Source organism: Bartonella kosoyi, assembly GCF_003606325.2.
Taxonomy (GTDB): Bacteria; Pseudomonadota; Alphaproteobacteria; order Rhizobiales; family Rhizobiaceae; genus Bartonella; species Bartonella kosoyi.
Genome location: NZ_CP031843.2, coordinates 1868587 through 1886906, shown reverse-complemented (window position 1 = coordinate 1886906; position 18320 = coordinate 1868587). Strand labels below are relative to the sequence as shown.

Annotated in this window: 14 protein-coding genes; 9 read left to right on the top strand and 5 right to left on the bottom strand. The window is 38.8% G+C overall.

The features are described from left to right. Positions 1 to 16: 16 nt before the first annotated feature. The 4 genes from rsmI to D1093_RS08225 form a co-directional block, all read right to left on the bottom strand. On the bottom strand, positions 17 to 907 hold the full coding sequence (gene rsmI, locus D1093_RS08240) for a 16S rRNA (cytidine(1402)-2'-O)-methyltransferase (protein WP_120101909.1): 891 nt from the start codon (positions 905 to 907) through the stop codon (positions 17 to 19). Positions 908 to 1203: 296 nt separating this feature from the next. After that, positions 1204 to 2865: an electron transfer flavoprotein-ubiquinone oxidoreductase gene (locus D1093_RS08235; RefSeq protein WP_120101907.1), complete on the bottom strand. Its 1662-nt coding sequence runs from the start codon at positions 2863 to 2865 to the stop codon at positions 1204 to 1206. Positions 2866 to 2868: 3 nt separating this feature from the next. Beyond that, complete coding sequence (locus D1093_RS08230) at positions 2869 to 3789, bottom strand: electron transfer flavoprotein subunit alpha/FixB family protein (RefSeq protein ID WP_120101905.1); 921 nt, start codon at positions 3787 to 3789, stop codon at positions 2869 to 2871. Positions 3790 to 3835: 46 nt separating this feature from the next. After that, positions 3836 to 4582: an electron transfer flavoprotein subunit beta/FixA family protein gene (locus D1093_RS08225; protein WP_120101903.1), complete on the bottom strand. Its 747-nt coding sequence runs from the start codon at positions 4580 to 4582 to the stop codon at positions 3836 to 3838. 532 nt (positions 4583 to 5114) lie between these two features. On the opposite strand from D1093_RS08225, the gene D1093_RS08220 reads away from it, so the two are divergent. From D1093_RS08220 to D1093_RS08210, 3 genes are all read left to right on the top strand, one after another. Continuing rightward, positions 5115 to 5987: a hypothetical protein gene (locus D1093_RS08220; RefSeq protein ID WP_120101901.1), complete on the top strand. Its 873-nt coding sequence runs from the start codon at positions 5115 to 5117 to the stop codon at positions 5985 to 5987. A gap of 179 nt (positions 5988 to 6166) precedes the next feature. Beyond that, on the top strand, positions 6167 to 7093 hold the full coding sequence (locus tag D1093_RS08215; RefSeq protein WP_120101899.1) for a sulfite exporter TauE/SafE family protein: 927 nt from the start codon (positions 6167 to 6169) through the stop codon (positions 7091 to 7093). Positions 7094 to 7095: 2 nt separating this feature from the next. Then, positions 7096 to 7908: a TIGR02186 family protein gene (locus tag D1093_RS08210; protein WP_120101897.1), complete on the top strand. Its 813-nt coding sequence runs from the start codon at positions 7096 to 7098 to the stop codon at positions 7906 to 7908. A 24-nt stretch (positions 7909 to 7932) separates the two neighbouring features. Here the strand turns inward: D1093_RS08210 and D1093_RS10330 are convergent, their stop codons facing one another. Continuing rightward, a complete protein-coding gene (locus tag D1093_RS10330; RefSeq protein WP_120101896.1) occupies positions 7933 to 8214 on the bottom strand; it encodes a DUF6460 domain-containing protein in 282 nt (93 codons plus the stop codon). Between the two features lie 1048 nt (positions 8215 to 9262). On the opposite strand from D1093_RS10330, the gene D1093_RS08200 reads away from it, so the two are divergent. From D1093_RS08200 to D1093_RS08180, 6 genes are all read left to right on the top strand, one after another. Continuing rightward, positions 9263 to 10888, top strand: a complete 1626-nt coding sequence (locus D1093_RS08200; RefSeq protein ID WP_120101894.1) for an ABC transporter substrate-binding protein — start codon at positions 9263 to 9265, stop codon at positions 10886 to 10888. 707 nt (positions 10889 to 11595) lie between these two features. Continuing rightward, positions 11596 to 13227 carry an ABC transporter substrate-binding protein gene (locus tag D1093_RS08195; RefSeq protein ID WP_120101892.1) on the top strand — a complete coding sequence of 544 codons (1632 nt, stop codon included), beginning with the start codon at positions 11596 to 11598 and terminating at the stop codon, positions 13225 to 13227. A gap of 659 nt (positions 13228 to 13886) precedes the next feature. Next, positions 13887 to 14009 carry a hypothetical protein gene (locus D1093_RS10485; protein ID WP_280178758.1) on the top strand — a complete coding sequence of 41 codons (123 nt, stop codon included), beginning with the start codon at positions 13887 to 13889 and terminating at the stop codon, positions 14007 to 14009. A gap of 133 nt (positions 14010 to 14142) precedes the next feature. Further along, on the top strand, positions 14143 to 15774 hold the full coding sequence (locus D1093_RS08190; RefSeq protein ID WP_120101890.1) for an ABC transporter substrate-binding protein: 1632 nt from the start codon (positions 14143 to 14145) through the stop codon (positions 15772 to 15774). A 397-nt stretch (positions 15775 to 16171) separates the two neighbouring features. Next, a complete protein-coding gene (xseA, locus tag D1093_RS08185; protein WP_120101888.1) occupies positions 16172 to 17602 on the top strand; it encodes an exodeoxyribonuclease VII large subunit in 1431 nt (476 codons plus the stop codon). Continuing rightward, a complete protein-coding gene (locus D1093_RS08180; RefSeq protein ID WP_120101886.1) occupies positions 17580 to 18206 on the top strand; it encodes a DNA-3-methyladenine glycosylase I in 627 nt (208 codons plus the stop codon). The genes xseA and D1093_RS08180 overlap by 23 nt, the downstream gene beginning before the upstream one ends. Positions 18207 to 18320 lie beyond the last annotated feature (114 nt).

Below are 18320 nucleotides of genomic sequence, written 5' to 3'. Positions count from 1 at the left end.
CGTTTTACGCATTATTTTACATATTTTTTAGAAAAATTAACCGTTGAAAAAGTTCCTGCTTTTTAAACCCGGTCTTTTTTGCAACCAAAGATGCGGCTTGAGCTGCGGAATGTGTTTGTGCGTGTTCTAATAACATTTTATCAATTTCTTGATCACTTATTACATTTAAGCAAGAAGATGATGTTTCTCCAACAAGCACAACAATTTCCCCACGAATCTGTGTCTGTTTTTTATAACTTTCCAACAAACTTCCCAAATTAGAAACGTCTATAGTTTCAAACTTTTTTGTTAATTCACGACAAATGGCGGCAGGTCTATCTGCCGAAAAAAGAGAGACCATATCTTGTAAAGTTTCAATAAGACGATGTGGTGCTTCATAAAAAATCAAGGTCGCTGGAATCTCTTTTAATTGTTCCAATCGTTTTTGACGCTGTGCTTTGCGGGCACTCAAAAAACCTGCAAAGAAAAAGCTATCGGTCGGAAGCCCTGTCGGTATCAGGGCAGCTAAAAGAGCGGAGGCTCCAGGGATCGGAATAATTTTATGACCTTCCTTACGGGCTTCTTCAACTAATCGAAATCCAGGATCAGAGATAAGCGGTGTTCCCGCATCTGAAACAAGCGCTACCGTTTTGTTTTCCGCTAAAGCCGCTAAGAGCTTTGGACCTGCTTTTTGCGCATTATATTCATGATAGAGAAGAACTTTTTTTTGAATACCGTAACGTTCCAACAAAACACGTGTTACCCGCGTATCCTCACACGCTAAAATATCAACACCTGCCAGCACTTGCAAAGCACGAAGTGTAATATCTGCAAGATTTCCAATAGGCGTTGCTACAAGATAAAGCCCTGGCTCTATGATGGGGGCTGAATAAGCATGCGTACCTATAAAATATGCTTTCTCACACACGCTCTTTTCTCTTCATCAAATTCCCCTTACCACAATAAAATTTTTATCCATACTCATAAGTTATTTTTGCTCACTTTTTACCAGCAGATTTTTATCATTACAACGGCTTATTTGCTCGAGACTCCTTGCTGAAATCGTTGATCATTTCACAATAGGATAACTTTTTGTATCGTGAAAGAGCTTAATGCATGAAGGTGATTGATAGATTTCTGATCTTAAGGGAAATATTTTGATCCATTGTGTTTTGTCTATTTCAATTTTAGGAGAACGAACAATGATGATATTGGCGGAAGAGATTACATATTGGGGTAGAAGGGACCCTCGCTGCCTTGTGGACAGGTCCAGGTAATGTTTTGATTTGGATCTTTGAGGTCGCACGTTTTACAATGTATGCAATTTGAAGCGTTGATCCTATACGTTAGATGGTCATGAGACTCTAGCCATTCGTAGACAGCGGCGGGGCAATAGCGTGTAGAAGGTCCTCCATAGACGGCATATTCGGAGTCCTTTTGTTTTTCTAATGAGGCTATTTTTAAATGACAAGGTTGATTTTCTTCATGGCGCGTATTGGAAAGGGCAACACTTGTAAGGCGGTCAAACGTTACAACACCATCAGGTTTTGGGTAAGCTATGGGTTGAAATTTTTCTGCTGGCTCAAGACAAGCATAATCTTCTTTGCTGTGGGTGAGTGTTTTAAATAAGGAAAATCCGAACAGCTGTTGCCACCACATATCAAAACCGGCAAGTTTAATTCCATATTTTGTCCCATATTTTGCCCAAAGCGGTTTGGCATTTCGCACTTTATAAAGATCTATACCAATGGGGCCTTTTCGCCATTGTTCTTCGATTTCCTTGACTTCATCATGGGCGCGCCCTTGTGCGAGAGTGGTAGCAATTTTATCGGCAGCTAATATGCCCGATAAGATGGCATTGTGTGATCCTTTGATACGAGGAACATTGACAAGGCCAGCAGAGCAGCCAATAAGCACTCCACCAGGAAAGGTGAGTTTTGGTACAGATTGCCATCCTCCTTCACTGATCACACGCGCCCCATAGGAAAGACGTTTTGCTCCTTTGAAGATTTCATAGAGTTTTGGATGGGTTTTAAAACGTTGAAATTCTTCAAAGGGAGAAAGATAAGGATTTTTGTAATCTAAGTGCACAACAAAACCAATAGAAATGATATTGTTTTCCTGGTGATAAAGAAAACCACCCCCACCGGTATGATTGTCTAAGGGCCAACCGGTGAAATGTTGCACTAAACCGCGTTGGTGTTTTTCGGGATCAATTTCCCAGAGCTCTTTGAGACCGAGACCAAATTTCTGGGGTTCACGATTCTTACTAAGGTTAAAATGCTGTATCAATTGTTTTGCAATAGAGCCGCGTGCACCTTCCGCAATTAGTGTATATTTTGCCAATAATGCCATACCAGGCATATAATTTTTTCCAGGGGTTCCATCTTTATTACGTCCCATATCCCCCGTGAGAACACCAATGATGGCTCCGTTCTCATTCTGGATGGTCTCTGTTGCGGCAAAACCTGGATAAATTTCTACACCCAGTGCTTCGGCTTTTTTGCTTAGCCAGCGGCAAACATTTCCAAGTGAAACGATATAACACCCGTCATTGGATAAGATTTTGGGGTGCAAGATATTGGGCAATCGTGTCGCTTTTTGAGGCTTTAGAAAAAAAAACTGGTCACGGGTAACAGGGGTTGTGAAGGGATGATCGTGGTCACTTCTCCATTCCGGTAAGAGTGTATCAATACCGATGGGGTCAACAACGGCGCCAGAGAGAATATGGGCTCCAACTTCAGTCGCTTTTTCAACAATTGTGACAGAAAGCTCAGGGTTAATTTGTTTCAGACGAATGGCAGCAGCAAGCCCTGCAGGACCTGCTCCAACAATGACGATGTCAAACTCCATACTTTCACGCTGATCATGCAGAGGTGCTTTCATGGCTTATAAAGCTTTCTCCAATTCTGGAATAATTTGGTGGAGATCACCGACAAGGGCGTAATCGGCAATTTGCATGATGGGCGCTTCTTCATCTTTATTAATGGCAACAATAATTTGTGCATCCATTATACCGGCTAAATGCTGGATTGCACCGGAAATGCCAACAGCGATATAGAGTTCGGGGGCAACGACTTTTCCTGTTTGTCCAATTTGCCAATCATTGGGAGCATAGCCTGCGTCAACGGCTGCGCGGCTGGCACCTAAAGCAGCATTTAATTTGTTTGCAAGGGGAAGAAGAAGGTCCATAAATTGTTCTTGTGAACCAAGACCACGCCCGCCTGAGATAATAACACGTGCAGAGGTAAGATCAGGACGATCACTTTTGTTGGTTTCTGCTTTTACAAAAGAAGAAAGATGGGGATTGGGCGCTGGTGTTATTGTTTTAATGGGTGCAGCATTATTTTGAGAAGGCGTTGGTAGGAAAGAGGCTGTGCGAACGGTGATAATCTTTTTGTGATCATTACTGCGGACAGTTTCAATTGCATTACCTGCGTAAATAGGTCGTTTGAAGGTATCGGGTGAAAGAACAGCGGTAATATCTGAAATTTGCATAAGATCAAGAAGAGCAGCTACGCGCGGCATCACATTTTTTCCAGTACTACTGGATGGCGCCATGATCACATCATAATCATTGGCTAATGTGATAATTGTATCGGCCATAGGCTCGGCAAGTTTATGGGCTAGATAATCAGCCTCAGCAATAAGAATTTGCCGCACACCATTAAGTTTAGCACTCCTTTCCGCTATCGTTTGAACGTTTTCTCCACAAACCAAAATATCGATATCGCTCTTGAATGCGTGCGCAGCGGTGAGCGCTTTTGCGGTTTCTTCTGTATGATGATCGGCCAATAAAAGAATTGCCATAAATTTTTACCCTTTTATATGCGTATTGCTTTTACTCTAGAGAATATTAAATGCAGTTTTTTTGCTTGAGTGCGCTGACAAGCTCTGCGACATTAGCAACTTTAATCCCAGACTGACGGGGTTTGGGCTCTTCAACACTTAAAATTGTTAGGCGTGCTTTCGTATCGATGCCAAGATCAGCAAGAGTTTTTTGTTCAATGATTTTCTTTTTTGCTTTCATGATATTGGGGAGAGAGGTGTAACGCGGTTCATTGAGCCGTAAATCGGCAGTCATAATCATGGGAAGGGGAAGGCAAAGGGTTTGTATTCCATTATCAATCTCACGTGTAACGGTAGCATGTCCATTTTCTAGGTTAAGATGTGAGGCAAAAGTTGCCTGTCCCCAACCAAGAAGAGCGGCGAGCATTTGTCCAGTTTGGTTGTTATCGTCATCAATTGCTTGTTTTCCTAAAAAGACCATATTGGGTTTTTCTTCATGAACAATGGCTTTGAGAACCTTAGCGATGCTTAAGGGTTCAAGTGTTTGATCTGTTGTGACAAGAATTGCGCGATCAGCCCCCATGGCAAGTCCTGTTCGTAAAGTTTCTTGGGCTGCTTCTTGTCCAATTGAAACAAGAACAACTTCTGAAACTTTACCAGATTCTTTTTGGTGAATTGCCTCCTCAACGGCTATCTCGTCAAAAGGATTCATAGACATTTTTACGTGAGACAGATCAACGCCTGTATTATCGGGCTTGACGCGTATCTTGATGTTATAATCAACAACACGTTTGACAGCGACAATTATCTTCATGATGATCCTCTTTGTTTGTCTGACCACAAGTTTATAGCAATACGCATAAGAAACCAAATTGTTTAAAATGAAGTCTCATTGATAACTTGTATTTTCTTTCATATAAGCTTTTTTATGTTTACGTGTACTTTCTTGTCGTCATTTTCAATCTTCATCTCTTTTGCCTTTTTATAATTGCCTTATTTGCTTGAATAAAAAGTAAAAAAATGATCGGTCTTGTGAGAATATTCTTTTTTCGTTTCATAGGCTTTGTTTATGATGAGAAATAGAGATTTTATGCAATGAAAAATACAGCAAAAAAATAAAAATGGGGAATGGTTTTACACTTCAAATTTTGAGGGTAGAAAAATTAAAGATCGTTCTTTCAAATAGTTGGGATGAATATTAAGCAAATATTTTAGATAAAGAGTGGGAAAAAATATTTCTAACAAAAAAATTGGGAATTCTTAAAGCTCTATTTACTAAAATAGCGCATACTTTCTCATCATTTCTTGTGATTCTTTTCAAAAAAGTTAATGAGGGGTAGGCATTTGTGAATACGAAGGGTCATACGATCGACCAGGCAGCCAATCAAGTTCGGAGTGATCAATTCTCTTCTTTTATTGAGCAGAAGGGGAGAGTGGATACGCCTGTGGAAGTAACAATGTCCGATATTGCTCAAAAATTACGCACTGTTTATGCACAAATGCAAATGAAACATTCACCTCGTCCTTTGAATCAACAGGGGAATGTCGAAGAACATTTTAAATCTTACTTAGATGATATTAGTCGGGCCATTTTGGCTGAATATTATATTCGTCGCCAAAGGGAAAAAAGACTTTTTGAGTCTTTAGAGCAGATTAAAACACTTATTCAAAATTTGCAGAGTGAAAAAAAAAGTTTAGAAGAAGCTGCGATAACACGACGGATGTCTCGTTTAAAATTATCTGATTCTGTTGTACAAAAACTTGCTCATATGGAGTGTGAGGGCAATCAAGAACGCTTATTCCTTCAAAAGGTGCAAAATTTTTCAGGACAAAACAGTTTTACGCCACTCCAAACAAATGTTGAAAATGCCTTACCGCAAGAAAATAAAAGCTCTCTACCCAGTGATGTACTTTTGCCAAGGGAGGCACTTTTGCCAAGCGATGCTCTGAAGTCTTCTTTTAAAAAAACTGAAGGAGCAGCGGAGCACACTGTGATAGAAGAAAAAAGTATGGGGGTTCCAGCATCTAACCATTGCTCAGTATCTCATCATTGCATGGAGAATGATTTTTCTCCTTCCTTAAAGGCGCAGTCTCGCAGACATGTCCCTTTTTTATCTGATTTTATAAAAAAAAGTGCCCTTTGTTTTTTAACCGTTGCATTTATGGGTGCGATAACGTTATGTTTTTATAGCTTTTTAAAAGGAGCTCGTTTTTTTTAGTTTGTACACTGTTGATGTTAATAGATGTGAAATGTATTACGCATTCATAAATTGTGCAAAAGCTATGGCAATTGAAATTATCCTTTTAAACACGCAACAGAGATTATTGGAAAAGAGGAGAGTTAGAGAAAGATTCTCCAATTGCTAAAAAACCTCAAATTATCTTAAAGGTTCTGCCAGTGAGTATTTATTTGCCAATTGCTGAAATGTCACTCAATATGCTGATCTTGATTGGTATGGGAGTCGTTGCTGGCTTTTTTTCAGGACTTTTTGGCATTGGTGGTGGTTTTCTCATCACACCTTTATTGATTTTTTATAATATTCCTCCTGCTATTGCTGTTGGAACAGGGGCTAACCAGATGATTGCATCATCTGTAACGGGGGCGATTACACATTTTAGACGACGGACTCTTGATATCAAGCTTGGTATTATTTTAGCAATTGGAGGAGGGCTTGGTTCATTAATCGGGATTCAGATTTTTTCTGTTTTGAAAAAGTTAGGTCAATTAGATCTTATGATTTCGCTTCTTTATGTGATTCTTCTTGGAAGTATAGGAAGTTTGATGATTGTTGAAAGTTGGTATGATATGAGGCGCAAGCGTAGGTTAGGAAAAGCCAATGTTCGTCTTGCAAGTCGACATCGACATAACTGGATTCATCGTTTACCGTTAAAAATGCGTTTCCGAGCTTCTATGATCTATGTCAGCATTATTCCAGTGTTAGGGATTGGTCTCATTGTTGGGTTGTTGTCTTCTATTATGGGAATTGGTGGGGGGTTTTTTATGATCCCTGCATTGATTTACCTTTTGCGTGTTCCAACCAGTGTTGTGATAGGGACTTCACTTTTTCAGATTACATTTGTGTCCTCTTTCACGACAGTTTTGCAAAGTATGACTCATCAGTCTGTTGATATTGTTTTGGCTTTTTTGTTAATGCTTGGAGGAAGTATTGGCGCACAATATGGAACACGGGCTGGACGGAAGTTAAAGGCTGAACAATTGCGTATGGCCCTTGCATGTTTGGTGTTGATTGTGTGTATGCGCCTTGCTTTTCAATTATTTGTACGCCCTGATAATCTTTTCTCTCTGGATATTCTTATGAGATAAAAATGGGTAGATTATTTTCTTTATGCATCATTGCAAGTTGCTTTTGTTTTGTTTCTTTTTCTACATGGTCACATGTAGGGATGACAGAAAAAACATTCATTGATCAAATTGATCACGAAACTGTCCAAATTATCGTCACAACGAATACGATTACGGTGGATACAAATTTTGCTGGTCGTGATCTTTATATTGCTGGTGTTTTGGAAAATATTGATCCATTATATTCTCAACAGAACCGTTATGATGTTGTTGTAAGCTTGGAAGGACAAGCGCGGCCAATGGTCATGCGGGAAAAAAAACGCAATGCCGGTGTATGGGTTAATACGGATTCCCTTATTTTTAAAAATGTTCCTCTTTTTTACTCTATGGTTACAACGCGTGAAATTGATGAGATTACTAGCATCGAAGATTATAAACGTTTGGGGGTAGGGGTACTCTATTTGCCATTACAGACAGATGAAAAGGATCAGAAAAAAGTACAAATCTTTCGTGATGAACTTATAAAACTGCAAAAAGCTAAAAATCTTTATTATGAAGAAGTAGGCGGTGTTCGTTTTGGTTCTGATACACTTTTCACGGCACATTTTCGTTTACCAGCCAATATCCCTGTTGGACATTATAAGGCTCGTGCTTATCTTTTTCGTGATGGGCAGTTTGTTGATAGTGCAACAACGACTCTTGAAATTGTTAAAGCACATATCGCTTATACAATTTTCTATGCAGCGCATAAGTATCGTTTCTTATACGGTATTGTTGCGGTGATTATCGCTGTGAGCACAGGATTTTTATGTCGTTTGATTTTTCGAAAAGACTAGCGCTAAGAAAAATATTTAAAGCGTTTATTTTTTATGAAAAATGCGTGAGATAAGAAAAATAGGCACAACAATAATAGCGCCCATCATAGTTATATGGAAGAAGTTTGTAAGCGTTATAAATCCTCTTTCCCATAAAGATTGAAGAAAATCTATTATTTTTTGTATGAGGTTGTGAGGTGTCCATCCAAAAAACTTCATTACGATGCCAATGAAGAATGAAAGGATCAGTAATTTTAGACCGACACGGCTGAATGTTTCTTTAAGAAATACATGAAAAGAATTTGACAATTTTTTCTTTCGGCTCATTTAAATATACTTTCGAATCTCTAGTGTTTTTATTTTATTATCATCGTAGAGTGGTTTTATTATCATAAAGGAAAAATATTTTCTTATTTTTTTAACACCTTTGTACTGGTGTGATACCGGTGGTGGTCGTTGAAATACACGCGTATTTTATTACATGAAGAAATCTCCTTTTATTTCTGAGAATTTCTAAGGGAATTTTTTAACGTTTTGATATTTCGCATTAGGGTGAGCGTTCTCATCCGTTAAAGATTTTGTAACGGACTTGTTATTATTCCGTGTATAGAAATAATATTTTGAGGAAATTTACTTAAAAAAAAGACTATCTATTCTGATAATGCTGTGCTTATATAGGCATTATATTTAGATATTTCAACCTTAGTGAATTGAAAAGATATTTTTTGCTGAAAAATACAAGCAATGAATTGAGTGTTGTTAAAGGAGCAGAGGGTATTAAAATAGGATGTTGAAAAAGTTTTGTGCTGTACGAATACGTGAGTAAATATCAGGGATTTTTGGTGCTCATGCTCTTTTTGTTTTGAAATACGCTATAATGAGGAGCTTGTTATTGAGCGGGAAAGTATGAAAAAATTCAAAACTCCTCTTGCAGCAGAGGGAGAGAGTTGGTTGGTGTTGAAAAATGGGTGAATTTTCCTGTTTTGTTGAAATATCAAATCGTTATTAAGGGTTATTAAGGCACTTGAGCTAACAGGGGGGCTTTGATGGCGTAAAAAACTAGAAGAAAGAAGGGGAAAGCTTGCTCGACAAGCAAGAGAGACAAAATCTTTGTCGTGTAGTTTTTAATGGTAGATGTTGTGATATCACGCGTAGATTTTGTTATCGGTTATACCATTTATTGTATATTAAATTGTTTTTCGGTGCATCTTGGGGGAGGAGCTTATAAGTATAGCAGGAGGAGTGGTTGGTAGGTAGTGTTGTTTGAAAGTTTTAAACCTTTGTCTCTTGGAGCCTATGGTTCATCTAATCTTGTTATTTTGCACGTTCTTATTGCGTGGGGAATTTATACAATAAACGTTAAAAGGAAAAGTCTATGAACTTGAAAAGAAAAATATTGAAAAGTAGCGGCTCTCTTATTTCTGTTCTTATGGCACTGGGGATGGTTGCACAACAGGCTTCAGCAAAAACGCCGGCGAATACTCTTGTGATGGCTTGGAATATGGATGCAATCAGTACATTTGATCCCGCGCAACTCACAGATGTTTATGGAAGTGAAATTATTCGCAATGTTTGTGATAATTTGGTGAGTGGTGCTACAGATAATCCTGCTAAAATGGTTCCGTCTTTAGCAACACATTGGGATGTTTCAGGGGATGATCACAGTACGGTGATTACCTTTCATTTGCGCGATGGTTTGAAGTTTAATGATGGGAGAGCAGCCAACGCCAATGATCTTGTTTGGGGGATGAAGCGGGTTGTTAAATTGAAGATGGGGAATGCAGCAATTTTTAATGAATATGGCATTACAGAGCAAAATGTTGATGATGCTTTGCAAGCTCCCAATGAAAAAACAGTGGTGATGAAATTTGATAAGCCTTATCCAGCAGAGCTTATTCTTAATAATATTGTGGCAAGTCCTGCAACAGCTTTGCTTGATCATAAAACAATTATGAAGCACGAAAAAGATGGCGATCTGGGAAATCAGTATTTAAAAACGCATGCTGCTTGTGTTGGTCCTTATCAGTTAAAAAGTTGGCGCCCTGGAGAAGCTCTTTTGTTGCGTGCAAGCTCCCATTATTGGGGGGAAGTACCAAAATTGAAGCAGATACTCATTCGCCATGTTGCAGAGCCTGGAACACAACGTTTGTTGTTGCAAAAGCACGATATTGATGTGGCTCGTAATTTGACCCCTGAAGATCTTGCAGATTTGCAAAAAACAACAGATGTTAAAATCGAGGAAGTGTTAGAGCCATCTATGATGTATTGGGGCTTCAATATGACAAATCCCATTTTTGCTAAGGAAAAAGTACGTTTGGCGATGCGCTATCTCATAGACTATGAAGGTCTTGGCAAGAAGCTTCTCAAGGGTGTTGGTATCCCACGGGCAAGTTTTATTCCTCTTGGCAATTTTGGCGCTTTGGATGAAAAAGAAGGACAGCCCTTTAAGCTTGATATTCAAAAAGCCAAGAAACTTTTAGCAGAGGCTGGTTATCCGAACGGATTTGAGGCCAATTTCCTCGTTTCAAATGATCCTTATAGGCTGCTCCTTGCTCAGTCAATCCAAGATAGTGCAGAACAGGCAGGTGTGCATCTTAAAATTGAGCGTTTGGCAGGGACACAGTTGTTTTCCAAACTTTATGCACGTAGCTTTGATACGATTTTTGTTGGATGGAATAATGACTCTGCGGATCCTCATACCATGGCTTCACGTCTTGTTTATAATCCTGATAATCGGTTTGAAGCAAAAAATACAGCCTATCCTAGTTGGCAGCATGGGTATGTTGATGTTAGGATGAATAAAAAAGTTGAAGAGGCTTTATTTCAAAAAGATCCACAAAAACGGGCAAAAATATATGCTGATTTACAACGTGAATTGATGCAAAAAGGACCTTATGCGTTTATCTTCCAGAAATATACCGTTATCGCGATGACACCTGATGTCAAAAAATGGGTTTGGAATAGTGCGCCACAAATTTTTTATAATAAAATTGAAAAATAAGTGTGTCTACAATGCTCTCAAATAGATAAAGAGTATAGCCATGATATATTCGGCGTTTTGCATAAGTTTTCGAGCTTTACAATATGCCGAATTTATGGGTGAGGAGTGAGTATGTTGTTGAATATCTTTTCAAGAAACTCTGTGAAGAGTGATTTTTTCTTCTTATTGAAGATGTGTTTGCATGGCTGTTAAGATTGAACATTTCAACTTCTCTGAATGCGAAAGAGGCAATTTCTTTGCTGAAAAAAACAGTACAACCAATGTCGCATAATGTATTATTTCTAAAGGATAAAAGGCTTTGCAATATTGAAGCAAAAATTTTTTATGGAAGTATATTGAGAGGGTGAGGAATATCCGTTTTTTATGGTGTTCGTGTTTTCTTTTTCTGTGAAAAATGATGAGATGCCAATTGGAAGGTGTTGTTTTACGGGGAGTGAAGCAAAAACTTGAAGAAAGAATGAAAGTCGTTGCACTTGGCAAATTGACGAAATTTTCTATTTTATCGATATTTCAAATTCTTATGAAGGCTCTTTGTTATTAAGGTACTTGAGCCAATAGGGGGGAGTGCTTTGATGATATTAAAAGAGGTTTTGGGGTGAAGGTTTTAAAACTTTATCTCTTGGAGCCTGTAGTTCATCCCATTTTATTATTTTGCGTATCTTTGTAGCATGGAAAATTTATATAATAACCTTTAAAGGGAGAAATCTATGAACTTAAAAAGAAAAATATTAAAAGGGAGCAGTCCTTTTATTTCTGCTCTTATGGCTTTGGGGATGGTTGTAAAACCAGTTTTAGCCAAAACACCGGCTGATACTCTTGTAATGGCTTTGAATCTTGATTCAATTGAGACTTTTGATCCTGCACAGATCAATGAACGTTATGGCAATGAAATTATTGGCAATATTTGTGATAATTTGATCGATTCTGCGACAGATGATGCTGCTAAAGTTGTTCCTTCTTTGGCAAAAAGTTGGGATGTTTCGGATGATGGCAAAGGGACGGTACTTACTTTTCATTTACGTGATGGTCTGAAATTTAATGATGGTCGTCCTGCTGGTGCCAATGATCTTGTTTGGAGTATGAAGCGGATTGTTAAGTTAAAATTGTCTGCAGCGGCAATGTTCAATGAGTATGGAATTACAGAACAAAATGTTGATTCTACTCTTCAAGCCCCAGATGACAAGACCGTGGTGATGAAATTTGATAAGCTTTATCCAGCACAGCTCATCCTTAGCCATATGGTTACGCTTCGTCTTGCTGCTTTGCTTGATCGTGAGACAATTATGAAACACGAACAAGATGGAGATATGGGCAATCGCTATTTGGCAAGTCACGCTGCTTGTGTTGGTCCTTATCAGTTAGTGAACTGGCGTTCTGGAGATGCGATTTTGTTGCGGGCAAGTTCCCATTATTGGGGAGAGGCGCCCAAGTTGAAGCAAATTCTCATTCGTCATATTGCAGAGCCTAGTACACAACGTTTGTTGTTGGAAAAACACGATATTGATGTGGCCCGTAATGTAACGCCAGAGGATATAGCTGATCTTCAAGCAACAACAGATATTAAAGTCGAAAAAGTGTTGGCTCCGTCCATGATAATATGGGGCTTCAATGCAACAAACCCTATTTTTGCCAATGAAAAGGTACGCTTAGCGATGCGCTATCTTATCGATTATGACACTTTGGGAAAGACCCTCCTTAAAGATGTTGGTATTCCACGGGCAAGCTTTATTCCCATTGGAAATCTTGGGGCATTGGATGAAAAAGAAGGACAACCCTTTAAACTTGATCTTCAAAAAGCCAAGCAGCTTTTAACAGAAGCAGGTTATCCGAATGGTTTTGAGGCTAATATTTATGCAGGAACCTCTCCCTATCCTTTTGCTTTGCCTATTGCTCAGTCACTCCAAGACAATGCAAAAAAGATAGGTGTGCGCTTTAAGATTGAACATTTTGTGGGGACGCAGTTGTTTTCAAAACTTTATGCCCGCAGTTTTGATACAATTTTTGTTGGATGGAATAATGACTCTGCGGATCCTCATACAATGGCTTCACGTCTTATTTTTAATCCTGATAATCGGTTTGAAGCTAAAAATACGGGTTACCTTAGTTGGTGCCTTGGGTATTTTGATGAAGATATGAATAAAAAGGTAAGGGAAGCCTTGTTTGAAAAAGATTCACAGAAACGGGCACAAATATATGCTGATTTACAGCGTGAATTTATGCAAAAAGGACCCTATGCTTTTATCTATCAGACATATAGCATTATCGCTATGACACCTGATGTTAAAAAATGGGTGTGGAATAGTGCACCACGTATTTTTTATGCTGCCATTGAAAAATAAACACGTTTTAAATGTTGTAACATACAACAATGAATGTGATGATGATATCTTCGGTGTTTTGCACAGGGCTTAAAGGCTTTGCAAAATATCGGAGTTTATCGGTAAAATGCATTTAAAATACATTATAGAATAATTCTAACATACTCTTCTTGAAAGAAGGGCTATGAATTTTTATTAAACATCTATATACATAGGTATTAAGATTGGAGATTTCAATCTGAAGTGAAGCAAAAAATAATAAATTTGTTTATTCAAGAAGTGGGCATACTGAATATAAGCAGAATTTAGTATTTTTTAGAAAAAGTGGGGACCTTAAAGTGTGTTGTTGAGAAAAATTGGGTTATATGCAGGTGCGTTGGGGGAATATGAGATTATTGTGGAGCGAATGCTTCAAATTTATCGTCTTTCCTAAAAAAACGATAAGAGGCTGGAGATTGTCCTTTGATGTGGTTTCATGGAAGGCTCAAATTTTCTTGTGAAGAAGGAGAAAAGTGGGCATTGCTGGAAACATACTTGTGAGGATTGTCAAAGTATCAAAGGGTGATTGAGGTTTTTAAAGAAACCGAAGTCGGTGCTTTAAAGACTCTTTTTAGAAAATCGCAAAAAGAGGTTTGAGGAGGAAGCCTTGTTTGATGCGATAAAGAAGATCTTTGGCTTGTATGTTCAAAGTTACAGGTGTTGTGACATCACCAATAGATGCTGTTGTCATTTGTGGTGTCACTCATCAGTTTATCAGATCATTTTCCGTTATCTCTTTTGTTTTAGCTACCAATATCGTCTAGGGGGCTGCTCCTGCTGTTTCAAGGGTTTGATATTTTGTCTTTAGGAGGTGTGTTTTCTAAGTTTGATCTTTTTATTTATGCACGTTTTTATTGCGTGAAAAATTTATATAATAAACTCTAAGGGGAAAAATCTATGAACTTAAAAAGAAAAATATTCAAAGGAAGCAGTTCTTTTGCCTCTGCAATTATTGCGTTTGGGATGTTAGTGCAACAAGTTGCAGCCAAAACACCGGCCGATACCCTCGTGATGGCTTGGGATCTTGATGCGATTAGTAATTTTGATCCTGCGCAGCTCAATGATCGGTATGGCGCTGAAATTGTTGTCAATGTTTGTGACAATTTGGTTGATTCTGCTAAAAATGATGAAGCTAAAATCGTTCCTTCTTTGGCAAAGAGTTGGGATGTTGCAAGCGATGACCAGAGTACAGTGATTATTTTTCATTTGCGCGATGATTTAAAGTTTAATGATGGTCGACCTGCTGGTGCTCGTGATCTTGTTTGGGGGATGAGGCGGGTTGTCAAATTGAAACTGTCTAATGCGGCAACTTTTAATGAATATGGTATCACAGAAAAAAATGTTGATGAGGCTTTTCAAGCACCCGATGAGAAGACCGTGGTGATGAAATTTGATAAACCTTATCCAGCAGAGCTTATTCTGAGCAATATTTCTACTAATCGTACTGTTGCTTTGCTTGATCGTGAAACACTTATGAAACACGAACAAGATGGTGATATGGGAAATCGCTATTTGGCAAGTCATGCTGCTTGCGTTGGTCCTTATCAGTTAGAAAGTTGGCGTCCTGGAGAAGGAATTTTGTTGCGTGCAAGTTCCCATTATTGGGGAGAGGCACCCAAATTGAAGAAGATTCTCATTCGGCATATTGCAGAGCCTGGTACACAACGTTTGTTGTTGGAAAAACACGATATTGATGTGGCTCGTAATTTGACGCCAGAAAATATAGCCGATCTCCAAGCAACAACAGATATTAAGGTGGAAAAAATATTGGCTCCATCTCTGATCGTATGGGGGTTCAATACAACAAATCCTATTTTTGCCAATGAAAAAGTACGCTTAGCGATGCGCTATCTTATCGATTATGACACTTTGGGAAAGACTCTTCTTAAAGATGTGGGCATTCCACGGGCAAGCTTTGTTCCTCTTGGTAATTTTGGGGCTTTGGATGAAAAAGAAGGGCAACCCTTTAAACTTGATCTTCAAAAAGCCAAGCAGCTTTTAACAGAAGCAGGGTATCCAAATGGTTTTGAAGCCAATATTTTTGCAGGAAAATCTCCTTACCCTTTTGCTTTGCCTATTGCTCAGTCTATTCAGGACAATGCAAAAAAGGTGGGTGTGCGCTTTAAGATTGAACATTTTATCGGGACGCAGTTGTTTTCAAAACTTTATGCCCGCAGTTTTGATACCATTTTTATAGGATGGAATAACTCTTCTTCCGATCCTCATACAATGGCTGCACGTTTTATTTTAAACCCTGACAATCGGTTTGAAGCTAAAAACACAGGCTATCCTAGTTGGTGCCATGGCTATTTGGATGAAGATATGAATAAAAAGGTGAAAGATGCCCTCTTTCAAAAAGATCCACAGAAACGGGCACAAATGTATGCTGACTTACAGCGTGAATTTATGCAAAAAGGACCCTATGCTTTTATCTATCAGACATATAATATTGTCGCTATGACACCTGATGTCAAAAAATGGGTGTGGAATGGTGCACCACGTATTTTTTATGCTGCCATTGAAAAATAATTTTTATTGGCAAAATGGAAAAATACGATCATGATATCTTCGACGTTTTGCATGTGGTTTAAAAGCTTTGCAAAACGTTGAAGTTTATCGCTAACAGATGGATGTGTTGTATAGAGAGGTCTTTTCAAGATAGGGCTCTTTTAGAAAGGTATTCTTTTTCTCATTAAATTTTTATGGATGTTGAGATTGAATATTTTAACCTTCATTGATAAAATTCTAGATGCAACAATCAGCTGATCTCCATGTTTTTAGCCTTGATGGTTTTGATCATCGGCGTGAGGTTAAAGGTGGACACTATTTGCTCATTGGTGTTACTGACATTGGGTAAAGCTATATTAAAAATTAAAGATGCGTTGTTTTAAAAAGATTCACAGAAACGGGCGTAAAGAATTAAAAAATGGTAGGTTTGTTTGGTGAAAAGACAAGTGCAACGAATGTTGCGGAATTTACTGTTTCCGAAATAGCAGGCGCTTTAAAGCGTGTTGTGGAAGAAAAGTTTGGATATGTACGGGTGCGTGGAGAGATCTCGGGTTATCGCGGTGCTCATGCTTCGGGTCATGCTTATTTTGCCTTAAAAGATGATAAGGCGCGGTTAGAAGCTGTTATTTGGCGCGGTTCCTTGGAAAAGCTCAAATTTCCTCCTGAAGAAGGGATGGAAGTTATTGCTGTGGGCAAGCTTACGACTTATCCAGGGTCATCGAAATATCAAATTGTCATTGAGGCTCTTGAACCAACAGGGGTTGGTGCTTTGATGACTCTTCTTGAAAATCGTAAGAAAAGATTTGCAGAAGAAGGCTTATTTGATGCAGCAAAGAAAAAGCCTTTGCCTTACATGCCTCGAATTATAGGGGTTGTAACATCCCCTACGGGGGCTGTTATTCGCGATATTATTCATCGTATTTCTGATCGTTTTCCGTTGCATATTTTGGTTTGGCCTGTTCGTGTGCAGGGGGAAACAAGCGGGAGCGAAGTGGCTGCTGCTGTTGAAGGTTTTAATGCACTTGCTTCAGGAGGGCTTATTCCAAAGCCTGATCTCATTATTGTTGCACGAGGAGGAGGAAGTTTAGAAGATTTATGGGGGTTTAATGACGAAGCTGTTGTTCGTGCTGTTTATGCTTCTGACCTTCCCGTTATTTCTGCTGTTGGGCATGAAACAGACTGGACTTTGATTGATTATGTCGCTGATTGGCGTGCTCCAACCCCTACAGGAGCCGCAGAAAAGGCTGTTCCCGTCAAGCTTGATCTTGAAGTGTGTGTCGCGTCACTTGGGGCACGTTTGCGTAAAGGACTTGCGCGTTCTTTTGATTTTCATCAACAAAAGTTGTGTGCAGCCAGACGAGGTCTTCCCTCTACTGATCAACTTTTTGCTCTACCGCGGCGTGGTTTTGATGAAATTTCAAGTCGATTACAGCGTGCTCTTTGTGTGAGTTACGATAAAAAACGTTTTTCTTTTCATGCTCTTCATCTCCGTCTTTCGCCCCGTTTGTTAAAGAGTGAAAAAGCACAACGCCATACAAAGGAATATACGGCACGCCTTTATCGTGCTTTTATGCGCAGTGTAGAAAAACAACGTGCGGCGTTAGAGTTGGCATGTAGGCTTTTAAAAAGCACTTCTTATCAGAATATTTTAGAGCGCGGTTTTGTTTTGGCTTTGGGGCAAGATCATAAACCTATTAAACGGTTGGCGCAGTTTCCTGAAAGTGGACAAATAAATTTACGCTTTTTTGATGGAGATATCTGTGTTGCAACACAAGAGCCTGTTTCTCCGACACGTTCAAAACATAGGAAGATAAAGTCGCTAAGCGATGATCAAGGAACTCTGTTTTAATACGGTGAAGATTATGCTTGCCGAAGGTCTTCTTAAGGGAGTGGATGGAAAAGTTCGTTGTGCATGGGCAGGAACCGATCCACTTTATTGTGCTTATCATGATAACGAATGGGGAAAACCTGTTTTTGAGGATATCCCTTTGTTTGAAAAAATTTGTCTTGAAGGTTTTCAAGCGGGGCTTTCTTGGTTTACAATTTTAAAAAAACGCTCTTTTTTTCGCGTTGCATTTGATGATTTTGACTTTGAAAAGATTGCTCATTACGATGCACTAAAGGTGCAAATGTTGATGCAGAATAAAGGCATTGTTCGCCATCAAGGGAAAATTCGATCTGTGCTGAATAATGCTTTGAGAGCACAGGAAATTATCACAGAGTGGGGGAGCTTGTCCAACTATTTCTGGTCTTTTCAGCCACCACAATCGGAGCGTTATGAAAAGATAGATTTTCAAGCATTGTTAGCAAATCCTATCACTCCAGCTTCTCTTCGTCTTTCTCAAGACTTAAAGAAGCGCGGCTGGAGATTTGTTGGCCCCACGATTTGTTATGCTTTTATGCAGTCTGTAGGAATTGTCAATGATCATCTTGAAGGGTGTTTTTGTCGATAAATTGGTAAAATTTCAGTCATAAGGGCCACTGATCAACTAGGATAACCATCGAATTGTTTCATAAATGTGCAATTATAAAACTCTATCGTATAAGATAATTGAAGCATACAAACG

Excerpts from the sequence above, each read along its gene's own strand:
- D1093_RS08235 (WP_120101907.1), bottom strand. The coding sequence starts at position 2,865 with ATGAAAGCACCTCTGCATGATCAGCGTGAAAGTATGGAGTTTGACATC.
- D1093_RS08230 (WP_120101905.1), bottom strand. The coding sequence starts at position 3,789 with ATGGCAATTCTTTTATTGGCCGATCATCATACAGAAGAAACCGCAAAA.
- D1093_RS08225 (WP_120101903.1), bottom strand. The coding sequence starts at position 4,582 with ATGAAGATAATTGTCGCTGTCAAACGTGTTGTTGATTATAACATCAAG.
- D1093_RS08210 (WP_120101897.1), top strand. The coding sequence starts at position 7,096 with ATGGGTAGATTATTTTCTTTATGCATCATTGCAAGTTGCTTTTGTTTT.
- D1093_RS10330 (WP_120101896.1), bottom strand. The coding sequence starts at position 8,214 with ATGAGCCGAAAGAAAAAATTGTCAAATTCTTTTCATGTATTTCTTAAA.
- D1093_RS08200 (WP_120101894.1), top strand. The coding sequence starts at position 9,263 with ATGAACTTGAAAAGAAAAATATTGAAAAGTAGCGGCTCTCTTATTTCT.
- D1093_RS08195 (WP_120101892.1), top strand. The coding sequence starts at position 11,596 with ATGAACTTAAAAAGAAAAATATTAAAAGGGAGCAGTCCTTTTATTTCT.
- D1093_RS10485 (WP_280178758.1), top strand. The coding sequence starts at position 13,887 with ATGTTCAAAGTTACAGGTGTTGTGACATCACCAATAGATGCTGTTGTC.
- D1093_RS08190 (WP_120101890.1), top strand. The coding sequence starts at position 14,143 with ATGAACTTAAAAAGAAAAATATTCAAAGGAAGCAGTTCTTTTGCCTCT.
- xseA (WP_120101888.1), top strand. The coding sequence starts at position 16,172 with ATGGTAGGTTTGTTTGGTGAAAAGACAAGTGCAACGAATGTTGCGGAA.
- D1093_RS08180 (WP_120101886.1), top strand. The coding sequence starts at position 17,580 with ATGATCAAGGAACTCTGTTTTAATACGGTGAAGATTATGCTTGCCGAA.